The sequence below is a fragment of the Martinezella tropici genome, assembly GCF_008370325.1.
Classification (GTDB): Bacteria; Pseudomonadota; Alphaproteobacteria; order Rhizobiales; family Rhizobiaceae; genus Rhizobium; species Rhizobium tropici_B.
Map to the genome: position 1 here is coordinate 180,330 of NZ_VNIP01000009.1, position 21,976 is coordinate 202,305.

Consider the following 21,976-nt stretch of genomic DNA (forward strand, 5'->3'; position numbering starts at 1 on the left):
CCGGTCAAGCAGCAGCGCGTTTTCGGACAGAAGCCGTTGTGTTCATAGGACGAAAACAATAAGAACGTTGTGGGGCCTAAAAATTAAAGAGCGTAGGTAGGGAAGCGCTTATGAGCAGCAGGATTAATACGGATTCACTTGCCTTTCTTGTGACCGACTGCGCCCGACTGATCAGGGCGGCCTTCGAGCGACGTATTCTTGTCGCCGGGCTCGGACTGACGGCGGGCGAAGCGCGGACACTGATGCAGGTTGCCGCCATCAACGGCAGTCGCCAGCTCGACATCGCCTCCCGGATGGGGCTGGAGCCGATGACGGTCAGCGCCTTTCTGGACAAGCTGCAGGCGCGCGGCTTGATCGAACGCCAACCCGATCCGCTCGATCGCCGCGCCAAGCGGATCGTGCTTTCGGAATCTGCCGACGCCAAGCTGAAGCAGATCGACAGGGAGATCTGCGAAGTCGAACGCAACGCGACGCAAGGCTTCGACAAAGACCTTCAAGTTCAGCTGCATGACGCACTCTGCGTCTTCCGCAGCAATCTGCAGAAGGCCGAAGCGCCTGCCGAAGTCGAACGTGAATTGAGGCCGGTCGATTAACTCCGGCCGCCACTTTCCACATAAGAAAGCCCGCTTCCGGCGACCGGAAGCGGGCCTTTCAGCATCGGGAGATGTCGATTATTTCGACAGATTGCGCTTGGCGAGCGTGCGCAGGCGCAGCGCGTTGAGCTTGATGAAGCCGGCTGCATCCTTCTGGTCGTAGGCGCCCTGGTCGTCCTCGAAGGTGACGAGCTTGTCGGAATAGAGCGACTTCGGGCTTTCGCGACCGATGGTCATGACATTGCCCTTGTAGAGCTTCAGCGTCACTTCGCCTTCGACATGCTCCTGGCTTTTGTCGATGAGAGCCTGCAGCATCTCGCGCTCCGGCGAGAACCAGAAACCGTAATAGATCAACTCGGCATAGCGCGGCATCAGCTCGTCTTTGAGGTGCGCGGCGCCACGATCGAGCGTGATGGATTCGATGGCGCGATGGGCTGCGAGCAGGATCGTGCCACCGGGCGTTTCGTAGACGCCGCGCGACTTCATGCCGACGAAGCGGTTCTCGACGAGGTCGAGACGGCCGATGCCGTTGTCGCGGCCGTATTCGTTCAGCTTCGCAAGCAACGTCGCCGGGCTCAGGCGCTGGCCGTCGATCGAAACGGCGTCGCCCTTTTCAAAGCCGACCTTGATGATCGTGGCCTTGTCGGGAGCGGCTTCCGGCGAAATCGTGCGCATATGCACGTATTCGGGCGCTTCCTGGGCCGGATCTTCCAGAACCTTGCCTTCGGACGAGGAGTGCAGCAAGTTGGCGTCGACGGAGAAAGGCGCTTCGCCCTTCTTGTCCTTGGCAACCGGGATCTGGTGCTTTTCGGCGAATTCGAGCAGGTCGGTGCGGCTCTTGAACGACCAGTCGCGCCAGGGCGCAATGATCTTGATATCCGGGTTCAGCGCATAGGCAGAAAGCTCGAAACGAACCTGGTCGTTGCCCTTGCCGGTCGCGCCATGCGCGATGGCGTCGGCGCCGGTCTTCCTGGCGATCTCGATCAGATGCTTGGAGATCAGCGGACGGGCAATCGAGGTGCCGAGCAGGTAGACGCCTTCATAGACGGCATTGGCGCGGAACATCGGGAAGACGAAATCGCGCACGAATTCCTCGCGCACGTCCTCGATATAAATCTCCTTGATGCCGAGCATTTCGGCCTTCTTGCGCGCCGGCTCCAGCTCTTCGCCCTGGCCGAGATCGGCGGTGAAGGTGACGACTTCAGCGCCCAGCTCCGTCTGCAGCCACTTCAGGATAATCGAGGTGTCGAGACCGCCGGAATAGGCGAGAACGACTTTCTTCACGTCTTTATGTGATGCCATGATGAGTTCCGTTTCAAGGCGGACCAGAGAAAAGGCCCGCAAACCTGTATCGCGGAACTTTTAGCGAGATTATCGTGTGGCGCAAGGGGAAGCGCGCGAGCAGCTGTTTCCCAAGAACAACATCAGAGATGCGCAACGATATTCATTCGCTGGTGCAGGATACGGATGATCGTGACCGTTTGAGCGCCGTCTTTATAGATGATGAAATGTGAGCCGGAGGCGAGAGCGAGATAATCTCGTTTGATACCGTTGACCTTGCGACCACGTGCGATGCCCTTCACCAAAGCATGACAACGATCACGGAGAGCGAATACATAATCGTCCGCTCGCTCGTAGCCCCATTTCTCCTCGGTATAGTCGTAGATTTGATCGATGTCGGACGTCGCGCTCGGCGAGAAGACTAATTTCTTCATCGCTGATTGCGCAACTTTCTCTTTCCTTCGATAAATTTATTGAAGTCAAACTCCTCCGGCTCGCCCGAGGCCTCGCCCTCGGCAATCGCCGCCGCAATCGCCTCTATTTCCGCCCGGCTGCGCAATAATTTCAGCGCGGCATCGATGACCTCGCTTGGCGAACCGTAGTTGCCGTGGCTGATCTGCTCGCCGATGAACGCATCCATCTGCTCGTCGATTTCTACGGACACATGCTTTGTCACGGGCGCGACCTCCAGCGTTTGACTTGATTGCCGAAAGTACCATATTCGGCGGCGACCGAACAATGCCTGAGGAGGGCACCGCTCGTGACCGATATTCAAGAGATTTTCAAGAAATCCAATGTTGCCGTCATTACCGGAGGCGCATCCGGCATCGGCTTTGCAGCGGCGAAATATTTCGCCTCGCTGGGCATGAGCGTCGTCATCGCCGATCTCGGCGGCGACCGGCTGGCCCAAGCAGCCTCGGAGCTCAAGGCGATCACCGGCGAAGAGCATGTCATGGCCGTGGAGACCGATGTCGCAAGCAAGGAGGCGCTGGAAGCATTGCAGCGCGCCGTCCTGCAGCGCTTCGGCCGCGTGCACGTGCTGATGAACAATGCCGGCATCGGTCCGGAGACCTCGATCTTCAGCGCGCAGGCCGGCTGGGATGCCATACTCGGCGTCAATCTGCTCGGCGTCATCAACGGCACGCGCACCTTCGGACCCGGCATGCTGGCGCATGGCGAACCGGGTGTCATCATCAACACCGGCTCGAAGCAAGGCATCACCACGCCTCCAGGCAATCCCGCCTACAATGTCTCGAAGGCCGGCGTGAAGGTCTTTACCGAAGCGCTGCAGCACGAACTGCGCAATACGGAGGGCGCGAAGATATCGGCCCACCTCCTCATTCCGGGCTTTGTCTTCACCGGTCTTACCAAGGGCGAGCGCCAAGAAAAGCCTGCCGGCGCCTGGACGCCGGAGCAGACTGTCGATTTCATGGCGGAAAGCCTAAAACGCGGCGATTTCTACATTCTTTGCCCTGATAACGATGTCGCCCGACCCGTCGATGAGCGGCGCATGCTCTGGGCCGCTGGCGATATCGTCGAGAACCGGCCGCCGCTGTCACGCTGGCACCCAGACTATGCCGATCAATTCAAGGCCTTCCTCGAAAAGAAGGATTGATTTGCAATCAACCGCAAGCCGGATAGAAGACACTGATCCCATCCGGCTTTCGGAGCTGCCCCAATGGACTTCATACCCAGCCTATCGACTCTTCTCGCTTTTTCCGTCGCGACACTGCTTCTTGCGATGACCCCTGGTCCGGATTTGACGCTGTCGATCAGCCGTGCCTTGGTGCAGGGAAAGAGAGCCGCGCTTTTCGTAGTCCTCGGCACCACCCTTGGCGTCATCGTCCACACATGCCTGGTGGCCTTCGGCATCTCGGCGCTGATCACCGCCTCGCCCGTTGCCTTCACCATCCTAAAGACCGGCGGTGCTGCTTATCTGCTGTGGCTGGCGATCCAGGCGATCCGCTTCGGCTCCAGCCTATCGGTCAAGAAGATGGATGAAGCCAAGGGAACGCCGCTTGCCAATATTTCCACCGGCTTCTGGGTCAATCTGTTGAACCCAAAGGTCATCATCTTCTTCATGACCTTCCTGCCGCAATTCGTCACTACCGGCGATCCCGCCGTCACGCACAAACTGCTATTCCTAGGCTTCTTCTTCATCATCGTCGGCGTGCCGGTGAACATCATCGTCGTTCTGGCCGCCGACAAGCTGTCGTCCTGGCTGCAGAACAATCGCCGCGTCCTGCGCGGGCTCGATTATACCTTCGCCGGCGTCTTTTCGATCTTCGCGGCGAAGATTTTCTTCACTCAGGCTCGCTGAGAACGGGGCAGCGACCGGCAAACCGGCCGGCAATCCACCAATAGACGGTGGCGCTGGCCATGCCCAGGAATGCGAAGCAGACCGCAATGGTGATCAGATTGAGGGTCTGCGGTCTTTCGACACCGCCGGAAATCAGTATGGAAGCTACGGCAGACAGACTGGCGCCGTAGATCGCATAGCCGTACCAGCGACGAACCCGCCGCCATTCGAGGATGGGGATCACGACCAGGGACGGCAGGATGCTGACGATCATGGCGACCTTCGTCAGCCCGACGGTCAGAACGAAAAGCTCGGGCGCCGCAGTCTCCGGCACTGTCCATACGGCAGCGCAGGCCAGCACGAAGCCCATCAGAACGCAAGCGGCGACATAGCCCCACAAGAGGCGTATCGGCTTGCGCAGTCCAAGAAGCATCAATCTCAATCCTCGCCGTGATTGGCGATCATCATTGCTTCGAAAGCCAATCGCTCCGTCTTGCGCATGCGCTCCGACTCTGACTTCAGCTGACCGCAGGCGGCAAGAATGTCCCGCCCGCGCGGCGTGCGGATCGGCGAGGCATAGCCGGCCGAATTGATGAAATCGGCAAACTTCTCGATGTGCTCCCAGTCGGAACACTGATAGTTCGTGCCCGGCCAGGGATTGAAGGGGATCAGATTGATCTTGGCCGGAATGCCCTTCAGGAGCTGGATCAGTCCCTTGGCATCCTCGAGGCTGTCGTTGACGCCCTTCAGCATCACATATTCGAAGGTGATCCGTCGCGCATTCGAGAGGCCGGGATAGGCGCGGCAAGCGTCCATCAGCTCCTTCAGCGGATATTTCTTGTTGATCGGCACCAGCATATCGCGCAGATCGTCACGCACCGCGTGCAGCGAGATTGCCAGCATGACGCCGATCTCCTCGCCCGTGCGATAGATTTCCGGAACGACACCCGAGGTCGAAAGCGTGATACGCCGCTTGGAAAGAGAAAGGCCGTCGCCGTCGGAAGCAATCAGCAGCGCCGTCTTGACGCTGTCGAAATTATAGAGCGGCTCGCCCATGCCCATCATGACGATATTGCTGACCTTGCGGCCCTCGGCCGGCATGATCGTGCCTTGAGGCGCTTCGCGGTCCGGGAAATCGCCGAGGCGGTCGCGCGCCAGAAGCAGTTGCGACAGGATTTCCTCCGCCGTCAGGTTGCGCACCAGACGCTGTGTGCCGGTATGACAGAAGGAACAGGTGAGCGAACAGCCGACCTGGCTGGAAATGCAAAGCGTGCCGCGACCTTCCTCCGGAATGTAGACGGCCTCGATCTCGACGGGCCGGCCGGCACCGCGCGGCGGAAAACGCAGCAGCCATTTGCGGGTGCCGTCATTGGAGACCTGCTCCTCCACGATTTCGGGGCGGGCGATGGTGAAATGCGCCTTCAGCATTTCACGCATGTCCTTCGAGACATTCGCCATGGCATCGAAATCGGAGACGCCGCGCACATAGATCCAGTTCCAGAGCTGGCTGACGCGCATCTTGATCTGCTTGTCGGCGACACCCTTTTCCTTGAGGGCGGCGCCCATTTCTTCGCGCGTCATGCCGATCAGCGACGGCTTGGGCGAAAGCTCGACGGGCTGCGATACCGGCATCGGCTTGAGCCTGGAGGGGGTTATGACATCGGTGGCGGACATAGGATCATTCCAACGGTTCACATCGGCGATGCCGCAAAAGCTGACGATAGCTGCGGATGCGGGCAAGGCACGGAAATCTGAAGATTCATGCGGTGGCGGGACAAGCTGTCGGCCGGACACCTGCTGTTGGCGCGGCCTTTAGCATTAATTTCCGCTCGCGTCATCCCTTTCCCTGAAAAGCGAAGGTTGGCCCTCAAAAGCAAAAGGCCGGTCGAATTGACCGGCCTTGTCATTACGGTCGCGGCGTTAGGGCGATCACGTTTCCGTGATCCCTCAGCCTTCGATCTTACTTGCAGTTTTCGATCTGCTTGAGCGCGGCACTGACGCCCTTCAGCGAATAGGTGTAGGAGGTCGCGGTGCCCTTCTTCGAGGTCCCCGAAACTTTCAGCGAATGTCCGGACTTTAGCGCCGCGACCAGAGCCGGCTCCTGCGCGGCATTTTCGACCCAGGCAGCCTTGTCCTTGGTGAACATCACGAAGGTCTTGTTGTCGATGACGACGTCGACCTTGGAATTCTCCTTGAGCGGATAGCCCATCATCGCCTGCGGCTCATAGGAAATATTCTGGCCCGGGCGCTGCGACACGATGAAGAAATTGTCGCCATGGTCGATGCCCGTCGTCGGCGCCTTGGCCGTCGGCACGGAAAGAACGTAGCAGACCTTGCCGCCGGCGGACTGATAGGAATAAGCGCCCCAGGCGTCGAACTGCTGGATGCGCGTGGGAGCTGCCGGCGCTGCGGCTGTTGCTGCCGGTGCCTGCTGCGTCTGCTTCTGCTTCTTGGTCTGCGCGGACGCGATGCCGGTTCCGGCCAGAACGAGCGAGAGGGCGATTGCGAAGCTTTTTACAAACATGGTTTCCTGCCGATTTCTTGCGATCCAGAGCTCATGGCGATTCGATTGACGCACGCCTGTGCTCGTGAGCTGCCTTATTTTGACTTTATTCAGGTTACCAAACCGTCAACGGAGCGCTGCCGCCACCGGCTCCGTGCCATTTCAATCCAGTTATCGCGCAAAGCTTGAAACGCATCAGAAGGAATTGGAAAACCCGGATGATGAAGTACCACCCTGCAGGTTCGATTTAAGACAGAAAGATTCGGGCAAGAATTTGACCTCGCTAAAATCAGGGACGTCTCATAAATCTCTGGAAACCCGAGAGGATTCAGATCGGCTCCGCAAAACGAGCATCAGGCCGTCTTCACGGACTCGGGCTCGTTCTCCAGCGCGCGGTCGGCGGCGTCGTAATGTTCCTGGCGGATATGGCCTCTGATCATGCTGAAAGCGAGCGTCAGTACCGCGACATCGTCGGAAAAGCCGATGACGGCAAAGAAATCGGGGATAATATCGACCGGCATGACGAAATAGCCGAGCGCCGCCAGCAGGATGCCGCGAACGCGCGTCGGCGTCTGCGGGTCGAACGCACAATAGAAGGCGGCCACGACGTCGCGGGAAAAGGGAATATGGCGAGCTGCCTTCCGCAAGGTCGGCCAGAATTTGCTGCGCACCGATTTCTCCTGCTCCTTTTGGGTCTCTTCATCACCAGGCATCAGGATTTCCCCATACTTGATGTCATCCATTCCATTCACCTCTAGCGAGGCCCGTCGCCCGGGCCGGGTAAACATATGGTGATCGCTTGCCGCGATTCAATCGAGCCGGCGCGCGGCCGCCTTCTCCATCGCCTTTGCCAGCTTGACGTCATGGTCGGTCAGGCCGCCGACGTCGTGCGTCGTCAGCTTCACCTCGACCCGGGAATAGACGTTGAACCATTCCGGGTGATGGTTGAATTTTTCCGCAGCAAGGGCGGCTTCCGTCATGAAGCCGAAGGCCTCGACGAAATTGCCGAATTTGAAGGTCTTCGCAATCGAAAGGCCGTCATCCGCAAGCGCCCAGCCCGCAAGTTGCGCAAGATTTTCATCGATTGCCGCCCGGTCCAGCTTCTCGTATTTCATGACACATCACTCCTCTCTAGCGGTTGAACGATAGCATGGGTCGTCACAGGATTCTTTTCGTCTGCGCCGGCAATATCTGCCGGTCACCCCTTGCCGAAGGCATATTCAGGCACCTGGCAAGCAAGGCGGGCCGCGCGGCTGAATTTGAAATCGATTCGGCCGGCACCGGCGGCTGGCATCAGGGCGAACGTCCGGATCGGCGTTCGATCGCGGTTGCGGCCAGCCACGGAATCGATATCTCGGATCAGCGCGCCCGGCGCATCGAACCTGCCGATTTCGGCAGGTTCGACCTGATTCTGGCAATGGATCAAGACAATTTGAAGAACTTGCGCAAGGCGGCATCCGCCGATGCGCTTAGCAAACTGCATCTCTTCAATGCCCTGGCGCTCGGCAGCAACCAGGACATTCCCGATCCCTACTACGGCGACCGCGAAGATTTCGAGACGGTTTATACCATGCTCTTGGCGGGCTGCAGCGCACTATTGCCCAAAGCCGGGAAGGTGCTGCGCGGCTCGTGAAGCGGGAATATCTCTTCGGTGAGATAGGGCCCGCCGCCAACCGATTCCCGCGAGGACAAAAGCACGAAACGCCCGACCGCAAACGGCGCGGTGTAGAAGTTGCCGCGCCCGGAGAGATAGTGCACGACATCATCGACCCGCGAGGATTTCAATCTGGCGAGCGTGACATGCGGCGTGAACTTGCGTGGATCCGGCTGCAGGCCGATGCGCTGGCAGATGCGCTCGATCTCGCCCTGAAGGGCGAACATGTCGGGCGTCTGCGATACGCCGGCCCACACCGAGTGCGGCTTCTTGGAGCCGAAAGAACCGATGCCCTCCAGCCGAAGCTGGAATTCAGGTCGATCTATCCGGTCCAGGCGGTCGACGATCTCATCGGCTGTGCGGCCATCGACATCGCCGATGAACCGCAGAGTGATGTGATAATTTTCGACGTCGATCCACCTGGCTCCCGGGAGACCACCGCGCAACAATGACAGGCTCATGGCCGCATTGCGCGGAATTTCGAGGGCGGTAAAAAGTCTCGGCATGACGAGCACTCCCCGAATCTCTTGCAGGTACGAGTAGGGAATCACGCATTTGCAGTCGGTGCAAGCACCTATTTCGCACCTGCGTCAATCGTCCCTACAAAACTGATAACAGCCGGCAACATATGCTCGACCATCACATCCACGCCCTTGGAGCTCGGATGCATGCCATCGGCGAGCTGCAGATCCGCATGCGTGGCGACGCCGTCGAGGAAGAACGGATAGAGCGCAAGCTTATATTTGTCGGCAAGGCGCTTGTAGATCGGGTTGAATTTGTCGGCATAATCCGGCCCCATGTTCGGCGGCGCCAGCATGCCGATGAAAAGGATCGGAATTTTTCTGCCCTTCAACCGCTCGATCATCGTCTCGAGGTTCTTTTCCGTCTGCTCCGGCGGGATGCCGCGCAATGCGTCGTTGGCGCCGAGCTCGAGGATGACGCCGTCGGTTCCATCGGGCACCGACCAGTCTATGCGCGAGAGCCCACCCGAGGTCGTATCGCCGGAGACGCCGGCATCGGCGACGGCGAGATCCAGCCCCTTGGCCTTCAGCGCGGCTTCCAGCTTGGCGGGAAATCCGTCGCCGGGCGGCAGCTGGTAACCCGCCATCAGGCTGTCACCGAAGCCGACCAGCTGGATCGTCCGGGCCTGCGCAACGCCCGCCGCGCCAAACAAAAGACCGAAAGTGATGACAGCGAAGTGAAGCGCAGCAACTTTAAAACCCATGATCCATTCCCTAAATTCGCTGCTCGGGCCTGTCGCGCCCGCCATTATCTCTGATGTTCTCTGATATATAGGGCGTTCGCATTGGCAAAAACCATCATCGAGCTGAAGAAGGCGGATTTGACGCTCGGCAGTGCTGCCGCCTCGGTCCATGTGCTGAAGGGCATCGACCTCACCGTCATGGAAGGCGAAGCCGTCGGCATCGTCGGCCCGTCCGGCTCCGGCAAGTCGACCCTGCTGATGGTGCTGGCCGGCCTCGAAAAGCTCGACGGCGGCGAACTTCTGATCCGCGACACGCCCCTGCACAGCCTCAGCGAGGATCGCATCGCCGATTTCCGCGGCCGCAATATCGGCATCGTCTTCCAGTCCTTCCATCTCATCGCCAACATGACGGCGCTCGAAAACGTCGCCGTGCCGCTGGAACTTGCCAATGTCCGCGATGCATTCGACATCGCTCGGCGGGAGCTCGAGGCGGTGGGACTGGGCGAGCGGCTCAATCACTATCCTGGCCAGCTTTCCGGCGGCGAGCAGCAGCGCGTCGCCATCGCCCGCGCGCTGGCGCCTTCGCCCGCCGTCCTGATCGCCGACGAACCCACGGGCAACCTCGACACCGATACCGGTCGCCAGATCGCCGACCTGCTCTTCACCCAGCAGGCAGAGCGCGGCACGACCATGCTGCTCGTCACCCATGATCCGGCGCTTGCCGCCCGCTGCTCGCGCCAGATCCGCGTCCGTTCCGGCGAGATCGAGAACGACAGCGCCCGCACGCGTGCCAACCAGGCGGCGATTGCATGAGCGCGGCGGGATTTCGCCTGACGCTCGCCTTCCGCCTTGCCCTGCGCGAATTGCGCGGGGGGCTTGGCGGCTTCTATATCTTCCTCGCGTGCATCGCGCTCGGCACCGGCGCGATTGCAGCCGTCAATTCCGTATCCCGCTCGATCACCGATGCCATCGCGACGCAGGGGCAATCGCTGCTGTCAGGCGATGCACGGTTCGAACTGCGCAACCGCGAGGCGTCGTCGGAGGAATTCGCCTACCTCCAAAGCCTGGGCAAAGTCTCCCGCTCCACCGGACTGCGCTCCATGGCGCGTCTGCCCGATGGCTCCGACCAGGCGCTGGTCGAGGTCAAGGCCGTCGACGATGCCTACCCGCTCTACGGCGCCTTCAAGGCCGACCCCAATCAGCCGCTCGCAACGCTCCTCGCCGCAACGGACGGCACCTATGGCGCCGTGGTCGCCCCCCTGCTGCTAGAACGGCTGAACCTCAAGATCGGCGATGCCCTGCTCTTGGGCAATACCAGGCTGCGCATATCAGGCACGGTTGAGAGCGAGCCGGATGCCGTCTCCGAAGGCTTCGGCTTTGCGCCGCGCTTGCTCACCAGCCGCGACGCCCTGATTGCGTCCGGCCTCATCACGACAGGCAGCCTCGTCGAGCAGGCCTACCGGATCCGCATGGACAATCCCGCAGCCGGCATCCGCAATCTCAGCGACCGCGCCAATGCCGCCTTCCCGCAAGCCGGCTGGTCGATCCGCAGCAGCGATCGCGCAGCGCCGCAGCTTGCCGACAATGTCACGCGTTTCTCGCAGTTCCTGACCCTCGTCGGTCTGGCCGCTCTCATCGTCGGTGGCGTCGGCGTTGCCAATGCGGTGCGCGCCTTCCTCGATTCGAAGCGTACGACCATCGCCACCTTCAAGTGCTTGGGCGCGCCGGCCTTCGTGGTGGTGCTGATCTATCTCATCCAGATTGCCGTCATTGCATTTGCCGGCATCGCGGTCGGGCTCGTTCTCGGCGCCATCGCTCCCGTGATCGCGTCGCAGTTCATGGCCGAATTCCTGCCGATTTCAACCGCACCGCAGCTCTACCCGGGCGCGCTGACGCTTGCTGCCGTCTTCGGCCTGCTGACGACGCTTGCCTTCGCCATTCCTCCGCTCGGCCATGCCCGCGAGGTGCCGGCAACGGCGCTGTTCCGCGAACAGGGCTTCGAGGCGCGCCGCCTGCCTGGCTGGCCCTATCTGCTGGCCGCCGGCGTGCTGATGGCGGCCCTTGCCGCTCTCGCGATCGTCACCGCCTATGACCGTTTCATCGCGGTCGTCTTCGTCATCTCGATCGCCGGGGCTTTCGTCGTGCTGCGCGCCGTTGCCGCCGCTCTCTCCTGGCTTGCCCGCCGCAGCCCCCGCGTGCACTCCCCCGCTTTGCGCCTGGCAATCGGCAATATCCACCGGCCGGGCGCGCTGACCTCATCCGTCGTGCTGTCGCTCGGCCTTGGCCTGGCGCTGCTGGTGACCCTGACGCTGATCGACGGCAATATGCGCCGCGAATTGACCGGTCGTATGAGCGAGCAGGCGCCGAACTTCTTCTTCGTCGATATTCAGGGGCCGGAGCTGGAAGGCTTCCGCAAGATCGTGCTCGCCGAGGATCCGAACGGCAAGCTCGTCGAGGCGCCGATGCTGCGCGGCCGCATCGTCGCCTTTAATGGCGAGGATGTCACCAAGATGAAGGTGCCGGCGGCAGGCCAATGGGTGTTGCGCGGCGATCGCGGCATCACCTATGCCGAAACCGTACCGGAAAATGCCTCAGTCACCGAAGGCAAATGGTGGGACAAGGACTATAGCGGCGAACCGCTGGTCTCCTTTTCCGAAGAGGAGGGTAAGGCGCTGGGCTTGAAGCTCGGCGACAAGGTCACCGTCAATGTGCTCGGCCGCAACGTCACCGCCAAGATCGCCAGCTTCCGCAAGGTGCAATGGCAGTCGCTGTCGATCAATTTCGTGATGATCTTCTCGCCCAATACCTTCAAGGGTGCCCCGCATGCCTGGCTGGCGACGCTGACCGACGCTTCGGCCACCTCCGCTCAGGAAGCCGCGATCCTCCGGAAGGTCACCAATAGCTACCCGACCATCACAAGCGTCCGCGTCAAGGACGCGCTCGATGTCGTCAACACGCTGGTGGGGCAGCTCGCGACCGCCATCCGCTCCGCCGCCTCCGTGGCGGTCATCGCATCCGTGCTCGTGCTGGCGGGGGCGCTAGCGGCGGGCAATCGCGCCCGCACGCATGACGCAGTCATCCTCAAGACGCTCGGCGCGACGCGTGCGACGCTGATCCGCGCCTTCAGCTACGAATATCTGATCCTCGGCGCGGCAACCGCCGTCTTCGCGCTGATCGCAGGTTCGGCATCCGCCTGGTATATCGTCAGCCGCATCATGCGCCTGCCATCGGCCTTCCTGCCCGACGTCGCCTTCTCCACGCTGATCATCGCCCTGGTGCTGACCGTCGGCATCGGCCTGATCGGTACCTGGCGCATCCTCGGCCAGAAGGCGGCGCCCGTTCTGCGCGAGCTCTGATTCATTACGGAGATGAACCAGAAGCCGGCGAAACGGCTCGATATTACATCGATTTAACATGCGCCGGAGCGCTTGACCCTTGTGTATGAGGCACGAAAGCCTCATATTCTGTGCAGGCATGCTGGAGCTCCGCAGCGGCGCCTGGGCTTGAAAGACCCGACACCGTACTCACATCGGAGCTTGAAAGAGGAAAACATGGCTGACTTCCGCAATTACCAAAACCGGGCGCAGAGCGGTGCGCAATCCGGTGCGATGATAGACGAGGGCCTTCGAGCCTACATGCTCAAGGTCTATAACCTGATGGCGCTGGGTCTGGCGATCACGGGTGTTGCCGCCTATCTCTCCTTCTCGCTCGCCTTTGCAAACGGACAGATCACGGCCTTCGGCCAGGCGATCTATCTCAGCCCGCTGAAGTGGGTTGTCATTCTCGCCCCGCTGGCAATGGTCTTCTTCCTGAGCTTCAGGATCAACCGCATGAGCGTGGCTGCCGCGACGACGACCTTCTGGGTCTACGCCGCGCTGGTAGGCCTGTCGCTGTCGTCGATCTTCATCATCTACACCGGCCAGAGCGTCGTACAGACCTTCTTCGTGACCGCCGCCTCCTTCGGCGCGCTGTCGCTCTTCGGCTATACGACGAAGCGTGATCTATCCGCGATGGGCTCGTTCCTGATGATGGGTCTCTTCGGCCTGATCATCGCGACGCTCGTGAACATCTTCCTGGCTTCGTCCGCCCTGCAGTTCGCGATCTCGGTGATCGGCGTCCTGATCTTCGCCGGCCTCACCGCCTACGATACGCAGCGGATCAAGGAAATGTATTACACCGCCGACGATGCCACGGTGGCTGGCCGCAAGGCCATCATGGGCGCCCTGTCGCTCTACCTGGACTTCATCAACCTATTCATGTTCCTGCTGCAGTTTATGGGCAACCGCCGTTAATCGCGCAGCATGAATGAGCACCGGAAAGGCGGCTTCGGCCGCCTTTTTATTTGCCTGGCCACAGGCGCTGCGATTTGATAACTGCCGTCGCAAATCCGCAGATCAGGCAACAGAAACAATGTCCGTCAGCCTTCGCAGCGCAACCCCAGACGATCTTTCCCATATCACCGCTATCTACAGAGATTCCGTCCTCAACGGCACGGCAAGCTACGAAATCACGCCGCCGAGCCAGGAAGAGATGGCAGGCCGCTTCCAGGCAATCCGTGAAAAGGGCTATCCCTATATCGTCGCCGAAGACGAGACCGGCGCGTTTCTCGGCTATGCCTATGCCTCATCGTTCCGCACGCGGCCGGCCTATCGCTGGATGGTGGAGGATTCGATTTATCTGGCACCCGAGGCCCGTGGGCGCGGCGTCGGCAGGCTGCTGCTCGATGCGCTCGTCGAACGCTGCGAGGCGCTCGGCTTCCGCCAGATGATCGCCGTCATCGGCGGCGCCCATCCCGCCTCCGTCGCCGTGCATCGCGCTGCTGGCTTCACTGAAACCGGCCTATTGAAAGGCACCGGCTACAAACACGGCCGATGGCTGGATACCATGCTGATGCAGAAGGCGTTGGGCGAAGGCGACGGCACCGATCCGGATCCTTCGATTTATCCTGGGACGTTGTTTGGGGAATAGCGCGAGTTTTGCATATGTCGCACCTCTGATACCCCCTCTGTCAGCTTCGCTGACATCTCCCCCACAAGGGGGGAGATCGTTGGGAGTTTGCCGTTCGCTGCTTCCAAATCAACAAACTACATTTTCAGCGGATTCGATGTTCGCTTGAGGCGAGAGCGTATCGCGAGCAACCAATCTCCCCCCTTGTGGGGGAGATGTCACGACAGTGACAGAGGGGGGTGAAGCACCCTCCACGAACACGCGCCCAACGAAGAAAACCTACTTCTCCACCAGCTTCAGCTGTTTGTCGAACACCTTCAGAACCTGCTGTACCTCGTGGCCGCGCTTCAAGATCATGCCGTTGGTGTTGACGACGGAAAAGGCGCCCTGCTTGGCGGCGAGCTTCGGATTCTTTTCGATGCGGAAGAGCGGCATTTCGCCGGAGCGCTTGAAGACGGAGAAAACCGCCTTCTCTTTCAGATGGTCGATGGCGTAGTCGCGCCATTCGCCTTCGCCGACCATGCGGCCGTAGATCCACAAAATCGCATCCAGCTCCCGGCGATGGAAGGTCACCGGTAGCGGATCCTTGCTTTGTTTGTATTCTCTGAGATCGACGACGGAGGAACTAGTATCGGCGGAACGGTGTTCGCCGTGTCGCAAATCCGGCTGATCAGTCATCAATCCCCCAAGGGTTATCTCATGACAGGAGAATGACAGTTTGCCTCAGCCACGCCAAATTGCAAGATGGCCGACGGCTCACAATTTCTTTCCCATGCCCGAAAGCATCTCGGCAGCGCCGCATTTCAGACAAAACGACGCCCAATTTACAGGAAGTATAGGCAGCCGTTTGGCGCCGCCGCGTCAAACGGCCCGGCCGGGGCGCGTCGATTAAACCCCAGCCCCGAATGCGTCCCCGCCGGGCACCTCCCCTTTTTGGCGCCAGCCAAAATAGGGAGCCTTTTTGCATCAGCCAAAATAGGGAGCCTTTTTGGCGCCAGCCAAAATAGAGAACCTTTCGGCGTCAGCCGAAATTCAGAAATACCGTTCAGCCGTCCGGGCCGATGGTCAGAACCGTTGCGCCAAGAATGGCTGCAGGATCGCCCGAAGGCGTCGACGATTGCAGCAGAACGGCAAGGCCTCTTCGACCGGCCTTTTCAAGCACGGTGGAGGGCAACACGAGGTTCATGGCCTTGCCATCCCACATGCCCACGGTCTCGACGTCCGATACGGCATGCATGTAGGCGATCTGCTGGCCGGTGTTTTCGCCGCCTTTCGGAGCTACCATCTGCTCCTTGTCGAAATAGACGACGACCACATTGGCCCTGCCGTCACCGGCGCCGATCTTGATCTCGAGTTCGTCGCCCTTCGTAGCGGCATTCACCGGAACTATCAGTCCCTCGCCGTGGCGCTGGAAATCGTCGATCTTGACGTTGATGGCGTCGAGATCGGCGCCGTTCATATGGTCCCTGCCATTGACGATCGCCTGCGGCGTATAGACGCCGCTGCGGCCCATCGTGCGGGCATAGGCGTATTGGCGCGCCGTATTGTCCTTGGACGCCATGGTGTCGTTCCAGCCGAGATAGTTCCAGTAGTCGACGTGATAGGCGAGAGCGACGACATTGCCCTGGCGGATCAGCTTGCGGAACGCAGCATCGGCGGGCGGACAGGAGGCACAGCCCTGCGAGGTGAAGAGTTCGACGACGCCCTTGATCTTCGACGCCTCCTGCGCATGCAGCGAACTTGCGAGCGCGATGCCTGCCAGAAGTGGAACCGAAAATCGAAGGCGCATTTCCATCTTACCTCTGCATCCAATCTCGAGCGCCGTCTGCCTACACGGGCTCTGCAACTCGCGCTTCTTGGGGCGACCAGACCACATCAAGCCCGAAAAATCTGAAACAAGAGATAATAGTTTAGCGCGATGACGCAAAGTCACGATGGGGTGAGGCCGGGGTGAGCCGGAAGTCTCGCCGTACACATCACCGTGAAAAACAAGACGCCGCCGGGAGAGTTTCCCGGCGGCGTGCAAGAGAAGTTCAGACGCCTATCAGGCGGCGAGATCGCGCAGAACCGTCTGCAGAATGCCGCCATTGTTGACGTAGACGACCTCATCCAGCGTATCGATGCGGCAGATGATCGGAACATCCTTCACCGAGCCGTCGCCATAGGTGATCTTGGCGATCTTGCGCTCGCGCGGCTTGATGTGTTCCAGGCCTTCGATGGTGACGAGTTCATCGCCCTTCAGGCCGAGGCTGGCCCAAGTGGTGCCTTCCTCGAAGACGAAGGGGATGACGCCCATACCAACCAGGTTCGAACGATGGATACGCTCGAAGGACTGGGCGATCACGGCGCGCACGCCGAGCAGGTTCGTGCCCTTGGCAGCCCAGTCGCGCGACGAGCCGTTGCCGTATTCGACGCCTGCGAAGATGACGAGCGGAACGCCCTCGGCCTTGTACTGCATGGCCGCATCGTAGATCGACGTCTCTTCCTTGGACGGATAGTGGATGGTGTAGCCACCTTCCTTGCCGTTCGGGCCGAGCATGTGGTTGCGGATGCGGATATTGGCGAAAGTGCCGCGCATCATGACTTCATGGTTGCCGCGGCGCGTGCCGTACTGGTTGAAGTCGGCAACGCCGACGCCATGGCCAATGAGGTAAGAGCCGGCCGGCGAGGCAGCCTTGATCGAACCGGCCGGAGAAATGTGGTCGGTGGTGATCTTGTCGCCGAAGAGGCCGAGAACGCGAGCACCCTTGATGTCGGAGACGCCGGCGCCCTTCTTGCCCATGCCCACGAAGTAGGGCGGGTTCTGCACGTAGGTCGAATTGTCGTCCCAGGCATAGGTCTGGCCCGGAGGAACCTGCACGGCCTGCCAGTTGGCATCGCCCTTGAAGACGTCGGCATACTTGCTCTCATAGAGCTCGCGGGTGACGTATTTCAGGATGAATTCCTGCACCTCCTGCGAGGTCGGCCAGATGTCCTTCAGATAAACAGGCTTGCCGTTCTGGTCTTCGCCGATCGGCTCCTTCGTCAGGTCGAGCTGCACCGAACCGGCGAGCGCATAGGCGACGACGAGCGGCGGCGAAGCGAGATAGTTTGCCTGGACGTCGGGCGAGATGCGGCCTTCGAAGTTGCGGTTGCCCGAGAGCACGCCAGATACGATCAGGCCCTTGTCGTTGATCGTCTTCGAGATCGGCGCCGGCAATGGGCCGGAATTGCCGATGCAGGTGGTGCAGCCGAAGCCGACCAGGTTGAAGCCGAGCTTGTCGAGATCGGCCTGCAGGCCGGATTTGGCGAGATATTCGCCGACGACCTGGGATCCCGGTGCCAGGGATGTCTTGACCCACGGCTTGGACTTCAGACCCTTGGCAACGGCGTTGCGGGCGAGAAGGCCGGCGGCGATCAGCACCGAAGGGTTGGAAGTGTTGGTGCAGGAAGTGATGGCGGCGATGGCAACGTCGCCATGGCCGATATCGAAATCCGTGCCTTCGACCGCATAGCGGTTGGAGAGCTGGCCGGGCTTCTTGTATTCGGTATCCAGCGAGGTCGCGAAACCGGAAGCGATGTTTTCCAGCGCGATACGGCCTTCCGGACGCTTCGGGCCGGCCATCGAGGGAACGACGTCGCCGAGATCGAGTTCCAGCGTGTCGGTGAAGACGAGATCGGAACCATCATTGTCGCGCCACATCCCTTGAGCCTTCGAATAGGCTTCGACGAGTGCGATGCGGTCCTTTGTGCGGCCGGACATGTTGAGATAATGCAGCGTTTCCTTGTCGACCGGGAAGAAGCCGCAGGTCGCGCCATATTCCGGACCCATGTTGCCGATGGTGGCGCGGTCGGCGAGCGGCATGTTGTCGAGGCCGGGGCCGAAGAATTCGACGAACTTGGAAACGACGCCCTTCTTGCGCAGCATCTGCACGACGGTCAGAACGAGGTCGGTCGCGGTGACGCCTTCCTTGAGCTTGCCCGTGAGCTTGAAGCCGATGACCTCAGGCAGCAGCATGGAGACCGGCTGGCCGAGCATGGCGGCTTCAGCTTCGATACCGCCGACACCCCAGCCGAGAACGCCGAGGCCGTTGATCATGGTCGTGTGCGAATCGGTGCCGACGCAGGTGTCGGGATAAGCGATCGTTTCGCCGTCCTCTTCCTTGGTCCAGACGGTCTGGCCGAGATATTCGAGGTTCACCTGGTGACAGATACCGGTGCCGGGAGGGACGACGCGGAAGTTCTTGAATGCCTGCTGGCCCCACTTCAGGAAGCGGTAGCGCTCGCCGTTGCGCTGGTATTCCAGCTCGACGTTCTTGGCAAAAGCCTGGGGAGTGCCGAATTCGTCGACGATGACGGAGTGGTCGATGACGAGATCGACGGGAACGAGCGGATTGATCTTTTCCGGATCGCCGCCGAGGGAGACCATGGCGTCGCGCATGGCGGCGAGGTCGACAACGGCCGGAACGCCGGTGAAGTCCTGCATCAGCACGCGCGCCGGGCGATAGGCGATTTCGTTCTCGACGGTGCCCTTGTTGGTCAGCCATTCGGCGACGGCAAGGATATGGTCCTTGGTGACCGACTGCCCGTCTTCAAAACGCAGCAGGTTTTCCAGAAGCACCTTCATGGAGTAAGGCAGCTTGGAAACGCCGGGCAGACCATTGGCTTCAGCCTTAGGAAGGCTGAAATAGACATAGTCTTTCCCGCCCACGGTCAGCGTGGAACGACAATTGAAACTGTCAAGAGATTTAGACACGAGATACCCCGTTTCTGATAGCCAACACAGTCGTGCGAACGCCTATGCACTTTATGCACATCAGGATGCGGGTGCGGCCATTTCCGCTGTCCGCACGTAAGGCAGAAAACCTTATGTTCGGCGCAAGGATGAAATTCACGCCGACCGCTGGCGTGGTTGCAGGTCTTATAGATAATTTCGTAAAGACTTGCCAGAGTGACAAAGCGCAAATTTGGACAATTTTTTGCGCGCTGCGGCAACGACAACGGGGAAAGTCTGAGCGAATGCATCTATGCGCTGAAAATCTGGCGGCAAGGCGGGGCGAAGACCTGATTTTCTCGAATGTTTCCTTCAACTTGGCAGGTGGCGACGCCCTCATCCTGACCGGGCGCAACGGCTCGGGAAAATCCACGCTTCTGCGTGTTGTGGCAGGCCTTCTCAGGCAGGAAAAAGGCCGTGTCACATTCACCGGAAATGACGGCGAATCGAGCCGGCCTGCGGGCGAAGCCAGCCACTATCTCGGCCACCGCAATGCGATGAAATCCGAGCTTACGGTCGCCGAAAACCTGACCTTCTGGAAAACCTTCCTCGGCGACATGGGGGGCGGTTTCGGCCTCACTGTCGATAAAGCCGCTGACGCCGTCGGGCTCGCCGGCATCACCCATCTTCCCTTCGGCTACCTCTCCGCCGGCCAGCAGCGGCGAATCGCATTTGCAAAACTTTTGGTCGCCCACCGCCCCATCTGGATCCTCGACGAACCGACGGCGGCGCTCGACAGCTCCGCCGACCGGCTGTTTGCGGAGCTGATCACGGCGCATCAGAAGAATGGCGGCATCGTTCTTGCGGCCACGCATCAGCCGCTGGGATTGGAGAATGCGCAGGAGATGCGGATGAGGGGATTTGCCGAGGTGAGTGAGGGGGTATGGGGATGAGCTCGATGGTGCTGAATTTACCGAACCTTCGCTACCCCCCTCTGTCCCTTCGGGACATCTCCCCCACAAGGGGGGAGATCATTGGGAATTCGCGGCACCGTCTTGCAAAACCAATCAACACAGTTTCTGCAAATTCGATTTTTGATCAGGGTAGATGGGGGCCGCGGGCCACCAATCTCCCCCCTTGTGGGGGAGATGTCCCGAAAGGGACAGAGGGGGGTATCGTGCGTCATACTCGGTGCCATCCATGACCGCCCTCTTCCTCCGCGACCTCAAACTTTCGGTGCGCGCCGGCGGCGGGGCGTTGATCGGCATTCTCTTCTTCCTCACCGTCGTCGCCGTCATTCCCTTCGGCGTCGGCCCGGATCTCAAGCTTCTCTCGCGCATCGGTCCGGCCATCGTCTGGATCGGCGCGCTGCTGGCGAGCCTTCTCGGCCTCGACCGGCTGTTCCAGGCGGAGCGCGACGACGGTTCGCTCGATCTGCTCGTCATGCAGGAAACGCCGCTCGTGCTGACGGTGTTCATCAAATGCGCGGCGCATTGGGTGGCGACCGGCCTGCCCCTCGTCATTGCCTCGCCGCTGCTCGGTCTCTTTATGAATATGAACGAGACGGCGATCGGCGCGACTGCCTTGACCTTGCTCGTCGGCTCGCCGGCGATCACCTTCATCGGCGCGGTCGGTGCTGCCGTCGCGGTGGCGCTGCCGCGCGGCGGGCTGCTGGTCTCCATTCTGGTTCTGCCGCTCACCATTCCCGTGCTGATCTTCGGCGTCAGCGCGACATACGCCGCCGTCGAGGGACCGCAACCCTTCCTGCCGCCGTTCCTGATCCTCACCGCGCTCACTTTGTTCTTCGCCGTCATCGGCCCGGCCGCCGCCGCCCTTGCCTTGCGGAACACGACTGATTGATCAGAGCAATTCCACGAATAGTGCGAAGCGGTTTTCCGTCCGGAATTGCGTAACAACAAAAGGATAGAGCGTTTTCGCGTTTCGAAGAAAAGCGGAAAGGCTCTAACGGAGATACTGTTTCGTCGATCTGAGACAATGCGGTCGATTGCCGGAAAAGCCATATCGGGTTAAACAAGCCGCATGAGCGATATCAGTCCTGCGATCAGCCGATTTTCCGACCTCGCCAACCCCACGCGGTTTCTGGCCTTCTCGGCGCGTCTCATTCCCTGGCTGGCCATTATTTCGGCCGTGCTTTTCGCGATCGGCCTCTATCTGTCCTTCACGACCGAGGGCGACTACCAGCAGGGCGATACCGTTCGCATCATGTATATTCACGTGCCATCGGCCTGGCTCTCGATGATGTGCTACACGATCATGAGCATGTCGGCGATCGGCACGCTCGTTTGGCGCCATCCGCTGGCCGATGTCGCCGGCAAGACCGCCGCCCCGCTCGGCGCCGCCTTCACGCTGATCGCGCTCGTCACCGGCTCGCTCTGGGGCAAGCCGATGTGGGGCACCTATTGGGTCTGGGATGCGCGCCTGACCTCGGTCTTCATCCTGTTTCTGATGTATCTCGGCCTGATCGCGCTGAACCGCGCCATGGACGACCCATCAAAAGCCGCCCGCGTCGCCTCCATCCTGACCCTGGTCGGCTTCATCAATATTCCGATCATCAAGTTTTCGGTCGATTGGTGGAATACGCTGCATCAGTCGGAAAGCATCATGCGCATGGATGGCCCGGCCATCGACGCGGAATTCCTCCGGCCGCTCCTCATCATGGCGCTCGCCTTCACGCTGCTGTTCTTCGCGCTGCATCTGATGGCGATCCGCAACGAGATCTGGCGCCGCCGCATCGCCGCGCAGCGCCGCATCGCCGCGCGCATGGCAAGCCGGGAGGAATAG

The 21,976-nt window shown here is 60.5% G+C and carries 24 protein-coding genes; 11 read left to right on the plus strand and 13 right to left on the minus strand.

All coding sequences use genetic code 11. The annotated features are described in order from the left end of the window. The first annotated feature begins 110 nt into the window (after positions 1–110). Positions 111–593 carry a MarR family winged helix-turn-helix transcriptional regulator gene (locus FP026_RS17705; RefSeq protein ID WP_149635938.1) on the plus strand — a complete coding sequence of 161 codons (483 nt, stop codon included), beginning with the start codon at positions 111–113 and terminating at the stop codon, positions 591–593. A gap of 78 nt (positions 594–671) precedes the next feature. Here the strand turns inward: FP026_RS17705 and FP026_RS17710 are convergent, their stop codons facing one another. The 3 genes from FP026_RS17710 to FP026_RS17720 all read right to left on the minus strand — a co-directional run bounded on the left by FP026_RS17710 (position 672) and on the right by FP026_RS17720 (position 2,538). Further along, a complete protein-coding gene (locus tag FP026_RS17710) occupies positions 672–1,895 on the minus strand; it encodes an argininosuccinate synthase (protein WP_149635939.1) in 1,224 nt (407 codons plus the stop codon). Between the two features lie 122 nt (positions 1,896–2,017). Further along, on the minus strand, positions 2,018–2,308 hold the full coding sequence (locus tag FP026_RS17715) for a type II toxin-antitoxin system RelE/ParE family toxin (RefSeq protein WP_149635940.1): 291 nt from the start codon (positions 2,306–2,308) through the stop codon (positions 2,018–2,020). Then, positions 2,305–2,538, minus strand: a complete 234-nt coding sequence (locus FP026_RS17720; protein ID WP_281408593.1) for a type II toxin-antitoxin system ParD family antitoxin — start codon at positions 2,536–2,538, stop codon at positions 2,305–2,307. The genes FP026_RS17715 and FP026_RS17720 overlap by 4 nt, the downstream gene beginning before the upstream one ends. A gap of 96 nt (positions 2,539–2,634) precedes the next feature. Between FP026_RS17720 and FP026_RS17725 the strand changes: the two genes are divergently transcribed. After that, entirely contained in the window at positions 2,635–3,489 is an 855-nt protein-coding gene (locus FP026_RS17725) for an SDR family NAD(P)-dependent oxidoreductase (RefSeq protein ID WP_149635941.1), read from the plus strand. A 63-nt stretch (positions 3,490–3,552) separates the two neighbouring features. After that, entirely contained in the window at positions 3,553–4,194 is a 642-nt protein-coding gene (locus tag FP026_RS17730; protein ID WP_149635942.1) for a LysE family translocator, read from the plus strand. Here the strand turns inward: FP026_RS17730 and FP026_RS17735 are convergent. The 5 genes from FP026_RS17735 to FP026_RS17755 all read right to left on the minus strand — a co-directional run bounded on the left by FP026_RS17735 (position 4,178) and on the right by FP026_RS17755 (position 7,791). Continuing rightward, the gene (locus tag FP026_RS17735) at positions 4,178–4,606 is read right to left on the minus strand and encodes a hypothetical protein (RefSeq protein WP_149635943.1); all 429 of its coding nucleotides are present in this window, start codon (positions 4,604–4,606) and stop codon (positions 4,178–4,180) included. The genes FP026_RS17730 and FP026_RS17735 overlap by 17 nt on opposite strands. A gap of 5 nt (positions 4,607–4,611) precedes the next feature. Next, the gene (gene rlmN / locus FP026_RS17740) at positions 4,612–5,847 is read right to left on the minus strand and encodes a 23S rRNA (adenine(2503)-C(2))-methyltransferase RlmN (protein WP_149635944.1); all 1,236 of its coding nucleotides are present in this window, start codon (positions 5,845–5,847) and stop codon (positions 4,612–4,614) included. 286 nt (positions 5,848–6,133) lie between these two features. Beyond that, positions 6,134–6,697 (minus strand): invasion associated locus B family protein, encoded by a 564-nt coding sequence (locus FP026_RS17745; RefSeq protein ID WP_149635945.1) that lies wholly within the window; start codon positions 6,695–6,697, stop codon positions 6,134–6,136. A 332-nt stretch (positions 6,698–7,029) separates the two neighbouring features. Beyond that, the gene (locus FP026_RS17750; protein ID WP_149635946.1) at positions 7,030–7,419 is read right to left on the minus strand and encodes a YkvA family protein; all 390 of its coding nucleotides are present in this window, start codon (positions 7,417–7,419) and stop codon (positions 7,030–7,032) included. Positions 7,420–7,485: 66 nt separating this feature from the next. Beyond that, positions 7,486–7,791, minus strand: coding sequence for a 4a-hydroxytetrahydrobiopterin dehydratase (locus FP026_RS17755; protein ID WP_149635947.1), 306 nt, complete (start codon positions 7,789–7,791; stop codon positions 7,486–7,488). Between the two features lie 35 nt (positions 7,792–7,826). Between FP026_RS17755 and FP026_RS17760 the strand changes: the two genes are divergently transcribed. Beyond that, on the plus strand, positions 7,827–8,309 hold the full coding sequence (locus tag FP026_RS17760) for a low molecular weight protein-tyrosine-phosphatase (RefSeq protein ID WP_149635948.1): 483 nt from the start codon (positions 7,827–7,829) through the stop codon (positions 8,307–8,309). Here the strand turns inward: FP026_RS17760 and thpR are convergent. Continuing rightward, a complete protein-coding gene (gene thpR, locus FP026_RS17765) occupies positions 8,240–8,836 on the minus strand; it encodes an RNA 2',3'-cyclic phosphodiesterase (RefSeq protein ID WP_149635949.1) in 597 nt (198 codons plus the stop codon). The two genes, FP026_RS17760 and thpR, sit on opposite strands and share 70 nt — an antisense overlap. A 68-nt stretch (positions 8,837–8,904) precedes the next feature. Beyond that, positions 8,905–9,555, minus strand: a complete 651-nt coding sequence (locus tag FP026_RS17770) for an arylesterase (protein ID WP_149635950.1) — start codon at positions 9,553–9,555, stop codon at positions 8,905–8,907. A gap of 81 nt (positions 9,556–9,636) precedes the next feature. On the opposite strand from FP026_RS17770, the gene FP026_RS17775 reads away from it, so the two are divergent. From FP026_RS17775 to FP026_RS17790, 4 genes are all read left to right on the plus strand, one after another. Further along, positions 9,637–10,347 (plus strand): ABC transporter ATP-binding protein, encoded by a 711-nt coding sequence (locus FP026_RS17775; protein ID WP_149635951.1) that lies wholly within the window; start codon positions 9,637–9,639, stop codon positions 10,345–10,347. Further along, entirely contained in the window at positions 10,344–12,890 is a 2,547-nt protein-coding gene (locus FP026_RS17780) for an ABC transporter permease (protein ID WP_149635952.1), read from the plus strand. The genes FP026_RS17775 and FP026_RS17780 overlap by 4 nt, the downstream gene beginning before the upstream one ends. Before the next feature lie 195 nt (positions 12,891–13,085). After that, positions 13,086–13,826, plus strand: a complete 741-nt coding sequence (locus tag FP026_RS17785; protein WP_149635953.1) for a Bax inhibitor-1/YccA family protein — start codon at positions 13,086–13,088, stop codon at positions 13,824–13,826. Between the two features lie 118 nt (positions 13,827–13,944). Continuing rightward, positions 13,945–14,502, plus strand: coding sequence for a GNAT family N-acetyltransferase (locus FP026_RS17790; protein WP_149635954.1), 558 nt, complete (start codon positions 13,945–13,947; stop codon positions 14,500–14,502). A 258-nt stretch (positions 14,503–14,760) separates the two neighbouring features. Here the strand turns inward: FP026_RS17790 and FP026_RS17795 are convergent, their stop codons facing one another. The 3 genes from FP026_RS17795 to acnA form a co-directional block, all read right to left on the minus strand. After that, positions 14,761–15,159, minus strand: a complete 399-nt coding sequence (locus tag FP026_RS17795; RefSeq protein ID WP_149635955.1) for a DUF2794 domain-containing protein — start codon at positions 15,157–15,159, stop codon at positions 14,761–14,763. Positions 15,160–15,526: 367 nt separating this feature from the next. After that, entirely contained in the window at positions 15,527–16,270 is a 744-nt protein-coding gene (locus FP026_RS17800; protein ID WP_149635956.1) for a DUF1223 domain-containing protein, read from the minus strand. Between the two features lie 255 nt (positions 16,271–16,525). Next, positions 16,526–19,216 (minus strand): aconitate hydratase AcnA, encoded by a 2,691-nt coding sequence (gene acnA, locus FP026_RS17805; protein WP_149635957.1) that lies wholly within the window; start codon positions 19,214–19,216, stop codon positions 16,526–16,528. 263 nt (positions 19,217–19,479) lie between these two features. On the opposite strand from acnA, the gene ccmA reads away from it, so the two are divergent. The 3 genes from ccmA (at position 19,480) to FP026_RS17820 (ending at position 21,976) form a co-directional block, all read left to right on the plus strand. Then, entirely contained in the window at positions 19,480–20,127 is a 648-nt protein-coding gene (gene ccmA, locus FP026_RS17810) for a heme ABC exporter ATP-binding protein CcmA (RefSeq protein WP_149636146.1), read from the plus strand. A 247-nt stretch (positions 20,128–20,374) separates the two neighbouring features. Next, positions 20,375–21,034 (plus strand): heme exporter protein CcmB, encoded by a 660-nt coding sequence (gene ccmB, locus FP026_RS17815; RefSeq protein WP_149635958.1) that lies wholly within the window; start codon positions 20,375–20,377, stop codon positions 21,032–21,034. Positions 21,035–21,214: 180 nt separating this feature from the next. Continuing rightward, complete coding sequence (locus tag FP026_RS17820; RefSeq protein WP_149635959.1) at positions 21,215–21,976, plus strand: heme ABC transporter permease; 762 nt, start codon at positions 21,215–21,217, stop codon at positions 21,974–21,976.

Bases quoted from the DNA above. Each gene is read 5' to 3' on its own strand.
- FP026_RS17715 (WP_149635940.1), bottom strand. From the start codon at position 2,308: ATGAAGAAATTAGTCTTCTCGCCGAGCGCGACGTCCGACATCGATCAA.
- FP026_RS17750 (WP_149635946.1), bottom strand. From the start codon at position 7,419: ATGGATGACATCAAGTATGGGGAAATCCTGATGCCTGGTGATGAAGAG.
- FP026_RS17800 (WP_149635956.1), bottom strand. From the start codon at position 16,270: ATGCGCCTTCGATTTTCGGTTCCACTTCTGGCAGGCATCGCGCTCGCA.
- FP026_RS17795 (WP_149635955.1), bottom strand. From the start codon at position 15,159: ATGACTGATCAGCCGGATTTGCGACACGGCGAACACCGTTCCGCCGAT.
- FP026_RS17745 (WP_149635945.1), bottom strand. From the start codon at position 6,697: ATGTTTGTAAAAAGCTTCGCAATCGCCCTCTCGCTCGTTCTGGCCGGA.
- thpR (WP_149635949.1), bottom strand. From the start codon at position 8,836: ATGCCGAGACTTTTTACCGCCCTCGAAATTCCGCGCAATGCGGCCATG.
- FP026_RS17735 (WP_149635943.1), bottom strand. From the start codon at position 4,606: ATGCTTCTTGGACTGCGCAAGCCGATACGCCTCTTGTGGGGCTATGTC.
- FP026_RS17755 (WP_149635947.1), bottom strand. From the start codon at position 7,791: ATGAAATACGAGAAGCTGGACCGGGCGGCAATCGATGAAAATCTTGCG.
- FP026_RS17790 (WP_149635954.1), top strand. From the start codon at position 13,945: ATGTCCGTCAGCCTTCGCAGCGCAACCCCAGACGATCTTTCCCATATC.
- FP026_RS17760 (WP_149635948.1), top strand. From the start codon at position 7,827: ATGGGTCGTCACAGGATTCTTTTCGTCTGCGCCGGCAATATCTGCCGG.
- ccmB (WP_149635958.1), top strand. From the start codon at position 20,375: ATGACCGCCCTCTTCCTCCGCGACCTCAAACTTTCGGTGCGCGCCGGC.
- FP026_RS17785 (WP_149635953.1), top strand. From the start codon at position 13,086: ATGGCTGACTTCCGCAATTACCAAAACCGGGCGCAGAGCGGTGCGCAA.
- FP026_RS17820 (WP_149635959.1), top strand. From the start codon at position 21,215: ATGAGCGATATCAGTCCTGCGATCAGCCGATTTTCCGACCTCGCCAAC.
- rlmN (WP_149635944.1), bottom strand. From the start codon at position 5,847: ATGTCCGCCACCGATGTCATAACCCCCTCCAGGCTCAAGCCGATGCCG.
- ccmA (WP_149636146.1), top strand. From the start codon at position 19,480: ATGCATCTATGCGCTGAAAATCTGGCGGCAAGGCGGGGCGAAGACCTG.
- FP026_RS17730 (WP_149635942.1), top strand. From the start codon at position 3,553: ATGGACTTCATACCCAGCCTATCGACTCTTCTCGCTTTTTCCGTCGCG.
- FP026_RS17705 (WP_149635938.1), top strand. From the start codon at position 111: ATGAGCAGCAGGATTAATACGGATTCACTTGCCTTTCTTGTGACCGAC.
- FP026_RS17710 (WP_149635939.1), bottom strand. From the start codon at position 1,895: ATGGCATCACATAAAGACGTGAAGAAAGTCGTTCTCGCCTATTCCGGC.
- FP026_RS17780 (WP_149635952.1), top strand. From the start codon at position 10,344: ATGAGCGCGGCGGGATTTCGCCTGACGCTCGCCTTCCGCCTTGCCCTG.
- FP026_RS17770 (WP_149635950.1), bottom strand. From the start codon at position 9,555: ATGGGTTTTAAAGTTGCTGCGCTTCACTTCGCTGTCATCACTTTCGGT.